Origin of the sequence: Pseudactinotalea terrae (assembly GCF_009733845.1) — a bacterium.
GTDB lineage: Bacteria > Actinomycetota > Actinomycetes > Actinomycetales > Beutenbergiaceae > Pseudactinotalea > Pseudactinotalea terrae.
In genome coordinates this window covers 128,832-143,209 of the sequence record NZ_WNXZ01000001.1, presented here as the reverse complement: position 1 = coordinate 143,209, position 14,378 = coordinate 128,832, and the positions used below count along the sequence as shown (strand labels likewise).

Annotated in this window: 13 protein-coding genes; 3 read left to right on the top strand and 10 right to left on the bottom strand. The window is 70.0% G+C overall.

Going from position 1 to position 14,378, the window contains the following annotated elements; all coding sequences use genetic code 11:
* Positions 1-29 precede the first annotated feature (29 nt).
* Genes GPA03_RS00700 through GPA03_RS00685 form a run of 4 tightly spaced genes read right to left on the bottom strand, consistent with a single transcriptional unit; the run spans position 30 to position 4,564 of the window.
* Positions 30-1,406, bottom strand: a complete 1,377-nt coding sequence (locus tag GPA03_RS00700) for an ABC transporter substrate-binding protein (protein WP_156250093.1) — start codon at positions 1,404-1,406, stop codon at positions 30-32.
* A 10-nt stretch (positions 1,407-1,416) separates the two neighbouring features.
* Positions 1,417-2,343: a carbohydrate ABC transporter permease gene (locus GPA03_RS00695; RefSeq protein ID WP_156250092.1), complete on the bottom strand. Its 927-nt coding sequence runs from the start codon at positions 2,341-2,343 to the stop codon at positions 1,417-1,419.
* Between the two features lie 11 nt (positions 2,344-2,354).
* Entirely contained in the window at positions 2,355-3,260 is a 906-nt protein-coding gene (locus GPA03_RS00690; protein WP_156250091.1) for a carbohydrate ABC transporter permease, read from the bottom strand.
* Positions 3,261-3,301: 41 nt separating this feature from the next.
* Entirely contained in the window at positions 3,302-4,564 is a 1,263-nt protein-coding gene (locus GPA03_RS00685) for an ROK family transcriptional regulator (protein ID WP_156250090.1), read from the bottom strand.
* A 90-nt stretch (positions 4,565-4,654) separates the two neighbouring features.
* On the opposite strand from GPA03_RS00685, the gene GPA03_RS00680 reads away from it, so the two are divergent.
* Positions 4,655-6,322, top strand: coding sequence for a bifunctional 3'-5' exonuclease/DNA polymerase (locus tag GPA03_RS00680; protein ID WP_241681011.1), 1,668 nt, complete (start codon positions 4,655-4,657; stop codon positions 6,320-6,322).
* Between the two features lie 6 nt (positions 6,323-6,328).
* On the opposite strand, the gene GPA03_RS00675 is transcribed toward GPA03_RS00680, so the two are convergent.
* The 3 genes from GPA03_RS00675 to GPA03_RS00665 form a co-directional block, all read right to left on the bottom strand.
* The gene (locus GPA03_RS00675; protein ID WP_156250088.1) at positions 6,329-7,417 is read right to left on the bottom strand and encodes a branched-chain amino acid aminotransferase; all 1,089 of its coding nucleotides are present in this window, start codon (positions 7,415-7,417) and stop codon (positions 6,329-6,331) included.
* Between the two features lie 114 nt (positions 7,418-7,531).
* On the bottom strand, positions 7,532-8,587 hold the full coding sequence (locus tag GPA03_RS00670) for a 3-isopropylmalate dehydrogenase (RefSeq protein WP_156250087.1): 1,056 nt from the start codon (positions 8,585-8,587) through the stop codon (positions 7,532-7,534).
* A 51-nt stretch (positions 8,588-8,638) separates the two neighbouring features.
* The gene (locus tag GPA03_RS00665; RefSeq protein WP_156250086.1) at positions 8,639-9,343 is read right to left on the bottom strand and encodes an N-acetyltransferase; all 705 of its coding nucleotides are present in this window, start codon (positions 9,341-9,343) and stop codon (positions 8,639-8,641) included.
* Positions 9,344-9,813: 470 nt separating this feature from the next.
* Here GPA03_RS00665 and GPA03_RS00660 point away from each other — a divergent pair, with 470 nt between their 5' ends.
* Positions 9,814-11,439: an HNH endonuclease signature motif containing protein gene (locus tag GPA03_RS00660; RefSeq protein ID WP_156250085.1), complete on the top strand. Its 1,626-nt coding sequence runs from the start codon at positions 9,814-9,816 to the stop codon at positions 11,437-11,439.
* Between the two features lie 59 nt (positions 11,440-11,498).
* On the opposite strand, the gene GPA03_RS00655 is transcribed toward GPA03_RS00660, so the two are convergent.
* A complete protein-coding gene (locus GPA03_RS00655; RefSeq protein ID WP_156250084.1) occupies positions 11,499-12,116 on the bottom strand; it encodes a hypothetical protein in 618 nt (205 codons plus the stop codon).
* A 129-nt stretch (positions 12,117-12,245) separates the two neighbouring features.
* On the opposite strand from GPA03_RS00655, the gene GPA03_RS00650 reads away from it, so the two are divergent.
* On the top strand, positions 12,246-12,698 hold the full coding sequence (locus GPA03_RS00650; protein WP_241681010.1) for a DUF4870 domain-containing protein: 453 nt from the start codon (positions 12,246-12,248) through the stop codon (positions 12,696-12,698).
* Between the two features lie 77 nt (positions 12,699-12,775).
* Here GPA03_RS00650 and ilvC read toward each other — a convergent pair whose 3' ends face one another.
* Complete coding sequence (gene ilvC / locus GPA03_RS00645) at positions 12,776-13,804, bottom strand: ketol-acid reductoisomerase (RefSeq protein WP_156250082.1); 1,029 nt, start codon at positions 13,802-13,804, stop codon at positions 12,776-12,778.
* Positions 13,805-13,853: 49 nt separating this feature from the next.
* The gene (gene ilvN, locus GPA03_RS00640) at positions 13,854-14,378 is read right to left on the bottom strand and encodes an acetolactate synthase small subunit (RefSeq protein WP_156250081.1); all 525 of its coding nucleotides are present in this window, start codon (positions 14,376-14,378) and stop codon (positions 13,854-13,856) included.

Genomic DNA, 14,378 nt, shown 5'->3' with positions numbered 1-14,378 from the left:
AAGGCAATCATTCTGCCTGACGTGAGGCCTCACCCGATCAGGTCGTTGACCTGATCGTTCAGCTGGGTGAGCGTCTCCGGGTCGCGGCTGCCGATGTAGATCTCGTCCATGATCGGCGTCATCAGCGCCGAGATCGATCCATAGCCGTCCGTGACAGGGAAGAAGAACGTGTAGCCATTGTCCACAAGATCGGTGAACGGCTGCACGTCCACCCCCTGATCCGCGAACGCCTCGACCGCTGCCTCGGTGCCGGCCGGGATGGCGGGGAACACCACGCCGGCCTCTCCGACGATCACCTGACAGGCCTCCGACCCCAGGAACGCCACGAGCCGTGCCGCTTCCTCGGGGTTCTCCGTCTGCGCGCTGATCGAGTCGGCGAGCCCGTTGTACATCGACATCGGGTGCCCCACCGGCCCGGCGGGCAACGGCGCGACGCCGAGCTCGACACCCTCGAGCGCGGTGTAGCTGCGGATCATCCAGGAACCGTTCGAGGAGAGCACCGCACGCCCCGACCCGAGCGCCTGGGTGGGGTTCGGGCTGGTGCCGACCTCCTCGTACGGTGGCATGAAGCCCTTCTCGACGAGGCCGAAGTACCAGGCCAGCGTCTCGTGGAGCCGGGGGTCGTCGAAGTGATACTCGGTGCCCCAGACCGGTTGGTCGGTGAAGGTCCAGCCCGTCGACGCCGCGAGCCAGGACCACTGGGTCTGGCCCTCGGCCCCGCCGGAGCCGTTGGAGGCCATGCCGTAGGTCTCCACGTTGTCGGGGTCGAAACCCTCCTCGTCCCCGCGGACCCCGTTGGCGTCGACGCTCAGGTGCGCGATGACGTCCTCGAACGTGCCGCCGTCGTCCGGGTTCCAGGTGAGCCCCTGCAGGTCCTCGGGGCTCATGCCGGCCTCGGTCAGCGCGTTGACGTCGTAGAACAGGGCGATCGTGTCGAAGTCCTTGGGCAGGCCGTAGCGGCCGCCGTCGGGCGTCACCCACAGCTCGGCGAGGCCGGGCTGAAAGGTGTCCGGGTCGACATCTGCCGTGGCGTCGAGCGTGTTCAGATCGAGCAACAGGTCGCGGCCGGCGTACTCGGGATACCGGGTCAGGTGGTCGGTGAACACGTCGGGGCCGGCGCCTGCGACGAAGCCGGCAGTGAGCTTCTGCCAGTAGTCGTCCCAGCCATACTGGCTGACGCGCACGTCGATGTCGGGGTTCTCCTCCTCGAACGCTTCCACGCACGCCTGGTAGGCGGGCAGCTGGTTGGCGTCCCACAACCAGTAGTCGAGCGCTGTCTCCGCACCGCCTGCGGCGTTGCCCGCACCGCACGCCACGGTCACCGCCGCGGCGCCGGCCGCCACGGCCGCAGCAGCGAGCCGTCGACGGCGAGGAGTGCGCTGGGTGCTCAGGGTCCTGTTCGTCATCTCAGTCACCTCACTTGATTCCGCTGAAGCCGATGGAGCTGACGATCCGGCGCGCGAAGGCCATGAACAGCAGCAGCATCGGCAGTGCCGCCACCAGCGTGGCCGCCATCAGACCCGCCCAGTCCGGCCCGGTCTGGGGGGTCTGGGCGTTGAAGTTGCCGAGCGCCACGGTCAGCACGCGCGAGGAGTCGGTGTAGGAGACCATCAGCGGCCAGAAGTAGTCGTTCCAGGAGTTGATGTACGTGAGGATCGCGATGGTCGCGATCGGGCCCACGGTCATGGGGATCGCCAGGACGAAGAACACGCGTGTCTTGCTGGCACCGTCGATCTGAGCCGCCTCTTCCACCTCGGTGGAGATGTTCATCAAGAACTGGCGCAGGAAGAAGATCGCGAACGGCGTCATGAAGAGCCCGGGCAGCATGATGCCGACCAGCGTGTCGATGAGACCGAGCTGCCGGATCAGGAGGAAGTTCGGCAGCAGCGTGAAGATCGTCGGCACCATCAGCGACAGCAGGAACAGGCTGAAGACCTGGTTGCGAGCGCGCCACCGCAGCCGCGAGAACGCATAGGCGGCCATCGCCGAGAAGAAGACCTGGAAGACGGTGACCGTGGTGGCCACGACGATCGAGTTCCGCAGGTAGCGCCAGAAGTCGATCGAGGCGCCGGAGCCGCCCTGGGCGATCGCCTCCTCGACCGACTGCTGCCCGAACACGCGGGCAAAGGCCCCGAACCCCGTGCCCACCGGCCCGATCGCCGACGGGTCGACGTAGAGCGCCGCGTTGCTGGACAGCGCTGTGCGCAGCACCCAGTAGAAGGGGAACAGGGTCACGATCAGGATGATGATCATCACGACCCACGCGAAGAAGCGCCCGGCGGTCATGCGAGGGCCGCGGCGCCGGCGGGCGCCGGCTGGATCTGTGGTTGCTGCCTGTGTCATCTCGATCCCCCTCAGCTCAGGTCCGACTGTCCCGCGCGCGTGACGCGGTACTGCAGGAAGGTCACGATCATCAGGAGCAGCAGCAGCGCCACGCTGAGCGCCGAGGCGTACCCGAAGTCGAACTGCGCGAACGCCTTCTCGTAGATGTAGAGCTGGAGCACGCGACTGGCGTCGACCGGACCGCCGCTGGTGGTGACGGCGACCGTGTCGAACACCTGGAACGACCCGATCACCGAGACGATGAGGACGAGCCCGAGGATCGGCCGGAGCAGCGGCAACGTGATCGAGAAGAACGACCGGACCTCGGACGCGCCGTCGACCCGGGCGGCCTCGTACATGGTCGGTGGGATGGTGAGCAGCCCGGCGAAGATCAGCAGGGCCGTGTAGCCCATGTGGCGCCAGACGTTGACAAGGGCGATCGTCGGGATCACCCACTCCTCGGAGGTGAAGAACCCGACCCGGTCGAGACCGAGCCCCTCGAGGATGTTGTTGCCGATGCCGAGCTGGAAGTCGAGGATCCACAGGAACACGAGTGCGGCGACCACGTTCGAGACCAGGTACGGCGTCAGGACGAGGGACCGCAGCAGGATCGACTGGCTGAGCCGCTGCATGAGCACGGCGATCAGGAGCGCCACCACGGTCTGCACGCCGATGTTGATGACCACGTACAGCGCGGTCACCCGCACGGCGTTCCAGAACACGGGGTCGGCGACCATCGCGGTGTAGTTGTCCACGCCGATGAACGTGGCCGGGGTGAGCACGTCCCACGACGTGAAGCTCAGCCACACGCCACGCAGCAGCGGCCAGAAGTAGAAGACGAGCAGACCGATGGTGGCCGGGGCGATGAAGAGCAGCGCGAGCCGCGTGTCGTCGCGCCGGCGTCGGCGTGCTCCGGTCGATGCTGGAGCGGTCGTCATCTGACCTCCCTCTCTCGTTGCGGACTGCTGATCAGGACTGGCTAGGAATGGACGGCGACCGGGCTGCGGGGGCGCTGCCACGAGCGTTCGCGCCCCGTGCGGGGGCGGGCCGCAGCATCGGGCGAGCGCCGCCACGGCGGCTCGAGGAGCACCCACTGACATGCGACGACGGCTGCTCCGCGCGCCCATTCGTCGAAGTCGGAGACCAGGAACCGCAGCTCGGGCATCGCGGCGTGCCGGTCGAGGCGCTCCGCGAGCGACTGCTCGAGCTCGGTCTGGGCACGGATGACCGCGGGGAGCCCGTCACCCGCCAGGATCACGCTGGGCAGATCCATCACGTTGACGAGATCGGCCACGATCGCTCCGAGGGCGTGGCCGGCCTCGGCGAGGGTCCTGCGAGCGGCCGGGTCGCCGCCGTCGGCCAAGGTGCAGACGCGTGCAAGGGTCATGCTCGGGTCGCCGTGCGCGACAGCGACAGCCCTCGTGATCGCGGCCGTGGTCAGAAAGCTGCTGGCACAGCCGCGGTGGCCATCGACGCACAGCGGTCCCGTGCCGCTGACGCGCTGGTGGCCGATCATGCCCGCCCTGCCCCGAGGGCCGACCACCATCCGCCCCTCGATCACGAGGCCGAGGCCGATGCCGACGCCGGTCGTGACCACGGCGAAGTCGTCCCGGCCGCGCGCCGGTCCGGACCAGTGCACGCCCGCGGTGAGAGCCCGGACGTCGTTGCTGATGACCGTGGGGAGGCCGCACGCGCTCTCGAGCATGGTGCCCAGGGGCACGTCGTCCCACCCGAGGAACAGGTTGTGCCGGGCGCGGTCGTCGAAGCGCGACATGGCCCCGGCCAGTCCGACTCCGAGCGCCTCCACGGGCTGGCTCTCGGCGACTTCATTCACCAGATCAACGATCGCGTCGGCGACCTCGGGGACATCGGTGGAGCTGAGCTGACGCTGGCCCCCCTGCAGAACGCGCCCGAGGGCATCGGTCCGCACCGCGTAGACACCCTCGGCCGTGATCTTGGCGCCGACCATCTGATGCTGCTCGACGTTGACCTCGAGCGGGGTTCCTGGGCGCCCGCCGGTAGCACCGGGGGCTGCTGCAGCCTCCCGGATCGTCGCGGTTTCCAGCAGGTCGCGCGTCACCCGAGTGAGCGCGGCCGGCGACAGCTGCAGGCGCCTGGCCAGCTCGGCACGAGCCATCGGTCCGTGCACCAGCAGCTCGCGTATGACAGCTCTCGCCGACGAGCCGTGATCGGCGAGCGCGGCGATCTTCGTGTGAGCGGTGCGACCTTGCACAGTGGCCATTCTGCTCACCTTTCTTCACCAGGTCAACACTCTGGGCCAGATCGGTGGTGCGACTGCGGGGATGACGGCGCTGCCACGTACGGTGCCCCTGTGGACGTGATCGCGGCGCCGAGCGGGGCGCGCCTGCTGGTCGCGGTCGACGGCAGCGAGGAACGGCTCACGTGGGAGCAGGCCGCCGACCTCGTGCGGACCCACCCCGATGCCCGGTGGGTGTGGCCGGACACCATCGCCGCGTATCCGAGGCTGCTCGCCGCCGGCGGCCGCCCCGCCCGCTGCTACGACCTGCGGCTGTGCGGCCGGATCCTGGCGCAGGCGACTCCGGATGCGGAGCCGGGCCCCGCTTGGCTGGACGCCGGCCCGGCTGCCGTCGCCGAGCGCACGCTTCTCGACGACCTCGACCCGGTCGGTGAGCTGGGTCTCGAGCAGGTCGCTGCCGAGCTCGCGCGCCAGCAGGGCCTGGTCGCAGCGGCGGCCGAGGCCGGCCGGCTGCGGCTTCTGCTCGCTGCGGAGTCGGCGGGTGCGCTGATCGCCGTCGAGATGCGCGCCGATGGCCTGCCGTGGTCCCGCAGGCGTCACGACGAGATCCTCACCGCCGCGCTGGGGCCGCGACCGGCCATCGGCTACCGGCCACCGGTGCTGGAGCGCCTCGCCGTCGAGATCGCGGAGCACCTGGGCAGCAGGCAGCTCAACCCGGACTCCCCCGTCGAGCTGCTGCGGGCCCTGCGCGCCAACGGGCTCGACGTGAGCTCGACCTCCAAGTGGGAGATCTCCCGCTCGGACCACCCCGTGGTGGCACCGCTGCTGCGGTACAAGAAGCTGTCCCGGCTGCTGACCGCGAACGGCTGGACCTGGCTCGACTCCTGGGTGGAGCCGGGCGTCGAGGGCCGCGCCGACCGGTTCCGCACCGATTACGTCCCCGGCGGCGTGGTGACGGGCCGCTGGGCCACGAACGGCGGCGGTGCGCTGCAGATCCCGAAGTCGCTCCGGGCGGCCGTGGTGGCCGATCCCGGCTGGCGGCTCGTGGTCGCCGACGCCGCGCAGATCGAGCCGCGGGTGCTCGCCGCGATGGCCCACGACACCGACCTCGCGGAGGCAGGCGCTGACCGGGACCTGTACGCCGGGCTCGTCGACGCCGGCGTGGTCGAGGACCGCTCCCGCGCCAAGGTGGGCATGCTCGGGGCGCTCTACGGCGGCACCACGGGCGAGTCCGGGCTGGTGCTGCCCCGGCTGCGGCAGGCCTACCCGCGCGCGCTCGGGATGGTCGACGCCGCCGCCCGCGTCGGTGAGCGGGGCGGCACCGTGCGCACGTGGCTGGGTCGCACCTCTCCCCCGCCCGGTGAGGCGTGGCACAGCGTGCAGCACGCGGCCGCCGTCGTCGAGGCGAGCGCAGGCGACGAGCGTCGCGCCCGCACCCAGGCCCGCAACTGGGGGCGCTTCACCAGGAACTTCGTGGTCCAGGGCACGGCTGCGGAGTGGGCGCTGTGCTGGATGGGTGAGCTACGCCGTCGGCTCCGCTCGATGGGCCAGGCAGAGCACGACGGCGCCGCTCACCTCCCCGGGCAGGGTCGCCCGCACCTGGTGTTCTTCCTGCACGACGAGATCGTGGTGCACACGCCCACCGAGCTGGCCGACGAGGTGGCCGCGGCGGTCCGGGAATCCGCGGAGACGGCCGGGCGGCTGCTGTTCGGCAGCTTTCCGATCACCTTCCCGCTCGATGTCGCCGTCGTCGATCGCTACGACCAGGCCGAGGACTCCTGAACCCGCTCAGACCAGGCGCTGCATCCAGCCGTGGACGTCCTCGCGACGTCCGTACTGGATGTCGGTGATCGTCTCGTAGAGCTCGCTGGTCACGGGGCCCGCGCCGCCATCGCCGATCGTCAGGTCGAAGTCCGCACCCTTGAGGCGACCGATCGGGGTGATCACGGCAGCGGTGCCGCACGCGAACACCTCGGCCACCTCACCGGACCGGATCTGGTCGAGCAGCTCGGTCAGCGCGATCTGCCGCTCGGTCACCGGGCGGCCGTTCTCACGGCACAGCTGCAGGATCGAGTCGCGGGTGACGCCCTCGAGGATGGTTCCGAGACCGGGGGTGGTCACCGAGCCGTCCTTCATGACGACGAAGACGTTCATGCCGCCGAGCTCTTCGAGGTAGGTGCCGGTGGCGGCGTCGAGGAAGCAGACCTGGTCGCACCCCTCCTGGTACGCGAGCGCCTGCGGCAGCAGGCTGGCGGCGTAGTTGCCGCCGCACTTGGCAGCACCGGTGCCACCGGGCCCGGCGCGGTTGTACTCGGCATCGACCCAGATCGAGAGCGGCTGGAAGCCGTTCGTGAAGTACGGGCCCACCGGGGAGGCGATCACCAGGTAGTCGACCTGCTTGGCGGCCCGCACGCCGAGGAACGCCTCGGAGGCGAACATGTACGGCCGCAGGTAGAGCGAGGAGCCCGGAACCGAGGGCACCCACTCGGCGTCGGTCGCGACCAGCGTCCGGATGGAGCCGAGGAAGTCCTCCTCGCTCAGCACCGGCAGCGCGAGCCGGGTGGCGCTGCGGGCCAGCCGGGCTGCGTTGCGGTCGGGGCGGAACACCCAGACCGAGCCGTCGGCGTGCCGGTACGCCTTGAGACCTTCGAAGATCTCCTGGGCGTAGTGCAGCACGGCGGCGGCAGGGTCCAGGCTCAGCGGCCCGTACGCCTCGATGCGGCGGTCGTGCCAGCCGGCGTCCTCGGTCCACCTGGCCCGCGCCATGTGGTCGGTGAAGACGATCCCGAACTTGAGGTCAGCGAGCGCGGCGGTGCGCTCAGCGAGGGTGCGTGGGTGCGAGCTGGGTCGCACCTCAAAGGTTGCTGCAGCAGTCATGGTGGCTCCACCGTAATGTCGTGAGGGGTGACATGGCGCCCATTCCGCCGTGTTCGGCGGGAACGGGAGAGCGAGCCGGGGCAGGCGGTCGGAGGATCGGCCCGGGCGGCGCGCTCAGCCGGCTACTCGAGCGGCGATCGCGTCGCCGATCTCGGTGGTGCTGCGGGAGGCGGCGGCGCGCCCCGCTGCTCGCTCCTGCAGGTCCATGTCGACGGCGTCGCTCACCTTGGCCGCTGCCTCGTTCAGACCGAGGTGCTCCAGCAGGAGCGAGACCGAGAGGATGGCGGCCGTCGGGTCAGCCTTGCCCTGGCCGGCGATGTCGGGGGCCGAGCCGTGCACGGGCTCGAACATCGAGGGGTGCTCGCCGGAGGGGTTGACGTTGCCGGAGGCCGCAAGGCCGATGCCACCGGTGATGGCGGCAGCCAGGTCGGTGAGGATGTCGCCGAACAGGTTGTCGGTGACGATCACGTCGTACTGGCTCGGGTTCGTGGCCAGGTAGATGGTGGCCGCGTCGACGTGCTGGTAGTTGATCGTCACGTCCGGGAACTCGGCGGCCACCGCCTCGACCGTGCGGCGCCACAGGTGGCCGGCGTGCACGAGCACGTTGTGCTTGTGCACCAGCGTGAGCTTCTTGCGCGGGCGGGCCTGTGCGCGGGCGAACGCATCGCGCACCACGCGCTCGACGCCGTGCGCGGTGTTGACGCTGACCTCGGTCGCGATCTCGTGGGGGGTGCCGACGCGGAGGGCGCCGCCGTTGCCCACGTACGGTCCCTCGGTGCCCTCGCGGACGACGACGAAGTCGATCTCACCGGGGTTCGCCAGCGGGCTGGGCACCCCCGGGTACAGCTTCGAGGGCCGGAGGTTGACGTAGTGGTCGAGCGCAAAGCGGAGCTTGAGCAGCAGGCCGCGCTCCAGCACACCGGACGGCACGGTCGGGTCACCCACGGCGCCCAGCAGGATCGCGTCGTGACCCTTGATCGCCTCGAGATCCTCGTCGGTCAGCGCATCACCGGTGCGGTGCCAGCGTGCGGCGCCGAGGTCGAACTGTGTCTGCTCGATGACGACGTCGGAGCCCGCCAGCGCGGCGTCGAGGACCTTGAGACCCTCGGACACCACCTCGATGCCGATACCGTCACCGGGGATCACCGCGAGCTTGATCGTGCGTGCCATGGTCGCACTGTAGTACGGCCGTCCCAGGTGCTGGGATGGCTGTCTCATTATCTAGTCACGCCGCGGTGGGATCGCGGCCGAGGGCGCCACGGACTGCCACTGGGTTGCGGGTCGGATCGTCACCACGGGCGCGCGCGCAGCGGATCGGAGCGCCGCGACCCACGCGCCATCGGCGCCCTGCTCCTCGAGCAGCGCCTCGACTGCTGTGGCCACGAGTTGGCCGTCGACGCCGGTGCCGCCGTTGCGAAGCACCGCTGGAGCGGCGTAGAGCGCGAGCAGCAGCATGCCGGGCACCGGGTCCTCCCCCGGTCGGATCGGCGGCTGCACGTACGGCAGGTCGAGCACCTGCGCGCCGTGCCGCGCGTAGAAGCGCAGTCTCGCCGCCGGGTCGCCGTGCTCGGCCGAGCCGGTGTGGCGGTCGGGTCGCTCGACCTCGGCGAGCAGCAGCACGCCGCCGTCGTCGATCACCCGCTCGCGCACGGAGGTGAGCAGCCGCGAGCCGACCCCCGTCCCGCGACTGGTCGGCAGCGCGGCCAGATAGCTCAGCAGCACCACGCCGGGCGAGATCGTCTCGCTGACGGCCACCGCCGTCGGGCCCTCGCCCTCGTACGCACCCGTGACCACGACGGCACCGGAGGCTGCGCTCTCGAGAAGCCATGGCCTGCTCACCAGCTCGGTGGACGGGAAGGACGGGGCGAGCACGTCGTCGTAGATCTGACCGAGCGCGCGCTCGGCGGTGACATCGGCCAGCCTCATCGTCTCTCCTCAGCGGCTCGCCCCGACGCGCGCGGCAATGGTCAGCACGATGGCCACGAGCGTGGCCGAGCCCAGCCTGTCACGGCAAAGCCCTCCTGAACCATCGCGAGAACTCCGGAGATGCCGATGCCGGCGAGGACCGCCGGCAAACGTGTTGACCAGCAGTCGGTTGCGGCGTCCGACCTTCCGCCGCCTGGCCCGCGTTGTCGGTGACGGCGACACGTTGCTGCCACAAGCCACCGAGGGCGAGAGGCGCTCACCATGCTGGCCCTGAGGTCGATCCGCTCGGCGCGCAGCCGGATCAGCCGATCGGTCGTGAGAGTCGGACCGGGTCTCCTTGTCGTGTCGCCAGCCTGCCAACCGGCCGGACGCCTCATCCGCCCCGTAGGAGTACCGCGTCGACAGAACCGGAAGAGATTGGCTCCGATCGGTACTAGTACATCCGTTCCAATGTGTGCTAGTGTGGGTTCATGAAGGCGACGACGGCGCGTGAGGGGTTGGTGGGTCTGCTGGCGCAGGCGCACCAGGCCTTGGCGGCTGCCGCCGGCGAGCTGGGCTCGATGGCTTCGCTATCCGCGGATGAGCTGATGGAGGCTGCCGAGCTGGCGGCTGGGATCGCTCGGCTGTCGGATGCGGCGATGGTCACCACCGTGGACGCGGTCCAGGAGCAGTGCCGGCGCGCCGGGCCGGAGGAGTCGTTGGCCTGCCGGTACGGGTTCCGGGACGCGGCCGCCCTGCTGGTCACGATCACCGGTGCAAGTCGCCGCACCCTGACCCGGTGGCGCCAGATCGCCGCCGAGACCACCCCACGGGGCATCGGCTCCAGCGGGCTGCTGCCACCCTGGCTGCCCCGGCTCGCGGAAGGCATCGCAACGGGAGCGGTCAGCGTCGACCAGGCACTGGTGATCCGGCAGCACCTCACAGAGGCCCGTGCCCGCGCCCACCCCGAAGCGCTCGACGCTGCGGAGAAGGCACTCGTCGCCGCAGCCATGGGTGCCGTGGTGTGCGAGCACGAGCACGATGATGCCGGTGACGAGCAGGACTGCGCCCAGCAGGCCACAGCCATGCCGCTGCCACCCGACTTGCTGGCCGTGCAGGCCCGGGCTTGGCGCGACGCCATCGACCCCGATGGACCCGAACCCACGTATGAGCAGCAACGCCAGGCCCGTTCCTTCACCCTCGGCAAACGCCTCGACGGCATGTGGGTCGGCAAGCTCCTACTCCCACCCGACCAAGGCGAAGCCCTTCGGCTCGCCCTCGATGCCCACAACGCACCCCGCACCGCCAGCAGGCACGACACCGCCGGGACCAACGGAGGTGACACCACCGACACCACGACCACCGCTGGCGCCAGCCCCGCCCTGCCCGAGAGTGGCAGCGCCACCGACGGCAGCGGCATCGGTGGCGGTGGCGGTGGCGGTGGCGGTGGCGGTGGCGGTGGCGGTGAGCCTGTCAGTAGCGGCAGCGGCAGCGCGGATCTTGGCGTCGCCGCGCTGAACCGCCGGGGCATGCTCGATGAGCGCACCACAGCACAACGACAGGCCGACACCCTGGTCGGGCTCATCACCGACGCCATCAAGCACGGCAACGCACCCCGCATCGGCGGCGACGCCCCCACCCTCGTGGTCACCATCACCAACGAGGAGCTCACCAAGCACGCCACCACCGGCGCCGGAACCGCCCACCTGCAACACAGCGGCGAACCCGTCCCCGCGAACGTGGCCGCACGAATCATCTGCGACGGCTACCTGCAAGCCTGCGTCCTGGGAGACGACGGCCACCCCCTCAAGCTCGGGCGAGCCCGCCGCACCCACACCCGGCATCAACGCCGAGCCATCCTCACCGCCTATCCCACCGGCTGCCAGAACCCCCGATGCAACGCACCACCAGGCTTCACCGAGATCCACCACCCCCTCTGGTGGTCCAACGGCGGGCACACCGACGTCCACAACGGCGTCCCGCTATGTCAGCACTGCCACAACGAGCTCCACGCCGGCAGACTCCGCTGCGAGCTCGGAGCAGACGGCCGCTGGCACATCCTGCCCATGATCCCCCTCCGCAACCGCACAGCCCTGACCTGGTCAGCCTTGGCGTGACGCGCACGCACACGCGACGTCGTTCGGCATCGCCGCGTCTGACCGGCCCGGATCGGCTCCTACAGGCCGCCGGCCGCTCGGGCGGCCACCACCAGCGGGACTGCCAGCCACGCCACCAGCCCGGACCACGTGACGATCTGAGCGAGCAGCCACGTGGCCCCGACCTCCGGCGGGATGAACCACTTCGCCCGCTCGAAGCGTGAGGTGTGCTCGCCGACGTCCAGGCGGCGCAGCAGCCGCCACAGGGCACGTGCACGCGAGACCGCGCGGATCCCGCCCTCTCGGGAGGTGAGGTCAGCGAGATCGGCGAGGGTCGCCGTCGTCAGCTCGCTGATGTCGACGAGACCGAGAAGCTCAGCGGCCAGGGCTGGGTGATCGCTCCCGGCGCGCCGCGTGGCGCGCACGCGCAGCAGGAAGACCGTCACCACCCCAAGGCCGACGATCGCGAGGCCGAGCAGGATCCAGCCCGGCACGGACGACTGGCTCGCGAGCCCGGTCCCAGCAAGGATGGCAATCACGCCGAACGCGAGTCCGGCCGCCGAGGCCACGCCGAATGCCGGCACCGAGAGCACGAGGGTCGCGGCCCGCAGCGCCCTCGCGACCAGCAGCGCCTGATCGAGGAGGCCACCGGCCTCGTCCACCTCGTCGGACTCGGCAGGCTCGCTGACATCGGTCACGGGCCCATCATGCCGGGTCCGCGCGTTGTGGTGGTTATCCCCTGGGGGGTGGCAGGCTCGACCCGGCTTGCGAGACCGGGGAGAATGGCAGCGTCCGGACGACCTCGGACCGAAGACTTGGAGCACAACGTGACGTACCCATCGCCCGACCAGCAGAACGAGCAACCCACGTGGGGCACGCCGCAGCAGGGTTCGCAGTACCAGCGACCCGTCGACGCGACCGCCGGAGCCGATGACCGCGTCCTCGCGGTCCTCGCCCATCTGTCCCCCATCATCGCCGCGATCGTCAGCGCCGGCTGGCTGAGCTTCCTCGGCCCGCTGATCCTGTACTTCGTCTACAAGGACCGCAGCCCGCTCGTGCGCAACGCGGCCGCCTCCTCGTTCAACTTCCACATCACGATCTGGGTGGCCTGGATCGCCGCGTGGATCTTCTTCATCACGATCATCGGCATCCCGGTCGCGATCGTGCTGTGGGTGGTCCCGGCGATCGCACAGATCGTGCTCTCGATCGTCGGCGCGCTGCGGGCCTGGAACGGTGAGGTCTACCGCTACCCGTTCCAGCTCCCGATCCTCAAGGGCTGAGCTCCCCCGGTCTCCACACCACGAGAAACGCCCCTCCGGCAGCCAGAGCTGCCGGAGGGGCGTTCGTCGGTCAGGGGTCAGCGGGCGGCTGAGCCCTCCTGGTAGTCGGCGTCGGTCGGCTTCACCCACGCGAACAGCTTCCGCAGCTCGCGCCCGGTGCCCTCGATCGGGTGTGCCTCGCCCTTGGCGCGGAGCTCCTTGAACTCGGGAGCACCGGCATCCTGGTCGTCGATGAACCGCTGCGCGAAGGCGCCGTTCTGCACATCGGCCAGCACGGCCTTCATGTTCTCCTTCACGCGGGCGTCGATCACGCGCGGGCCGGAGACGTAGTCGCCGTACTCAGCGGTGTCGGAGACGCTCCAGCGCTGCTTGGCGATGCCGCCCTCGTACATGAGGTCGACGATCAGCTTGAGCTCGTGCAGCACCTCGAAGTAGGCGACCTCGGGCTGGTAGCCGGCCTCGGTCAGCACCTCGAAGCCGTACTGCACGAGCTGCGAGGCACCACCGCAGAGAACGGCCTGCTCACCGAACAGGTCGGTCTCGGTCTCCTCGGTGAAGGTCGTCTTGATGCCGGCGGCGCGCAGGCCGCCGATGCCCTTGGCGTAGGACAGCGCGAGCGGCCAGGCGTTGCCCGAGACATCCTGCTCGACGGCAACGATCACCGGCACGCCACGACCGTCGACGTACTCGCGGCGCACGAGGTGACCCGGGCCCTTGGGGGCGACCATGATCACGTCGTTGCCCGCCTTGGGCTTGATGTACCCGAAGCGGATGTTGAAGCCGTGCCCGAACACCAGCGTGGCGTCCTCGGCAAGGTTCGGCTCGATCTCCTCCGAGTACACGATGCGCTGCACCTGGTCCGGGGCGAGGATGACGACGACGTCGGCCTCCTTGACCGCGTCGGCCACGCTCAGCACCCGGAGGCCCTCGTTCTCGGCCTTCTCACGGGACGCGCTGCCCTCACGCAGACCGATTCGGACGTCGACACCGGAGTCGCGCAGGTTCAGGGCGTGCGCGTGCCCCTGGCTGCCGTACCCGATGACAGCTACCTTCTTGGCAGCGATGAGGGACAGGTCGGCGTCGTCGTCGTAGAACAGCTCGGCCACGGATCAATCTCCTTGATATTGGGGTTGTTGCGGACTGTGTTGTCGGTGGTCAGGCGCTGCGGGCGATGCGCTCGAGCGCCCGGTCGGTCATCGAGCGGGGGCCTCGGCCGATCGCCACGGCCCCGGACTGCACGATCTCGCGGATACCGTACGGCTCCAGCGCGGTCAGCAGCGCGGTCAGCTTGTCCTCGCCACCGGTCGCCTCGATGGTCACGGCGTCCGGGACGACGTCGACGACGTGCGCCCGGAACAGCTCGACGACCTGCAGCACCGCGGTGCGGGAGGCGTCGTCGGCCCTGACCTTGACGAGGAGCAGCTCGCGCTGCACCGAGGCCTGCGGGGTCAGCTCCACGATCTTGAGCACGTTGACCAGCTTGTTGAGCTGCTTGGTCACCTGTTCGAGCGGGTTCTCGTCCACATCGACCACCACGGTGATGCGGGAGATGTCCGGGTGCTCGGTCGGTCCGACGGCGAGCGAGTGGATGTTGAAGGCACGGCGCGCGAACAGCGCCGCGACCCGGGTGAGGACACCCGGCTTGTTCTCCACCAGCACGGAGAGGGTGTGTCGTGTCAT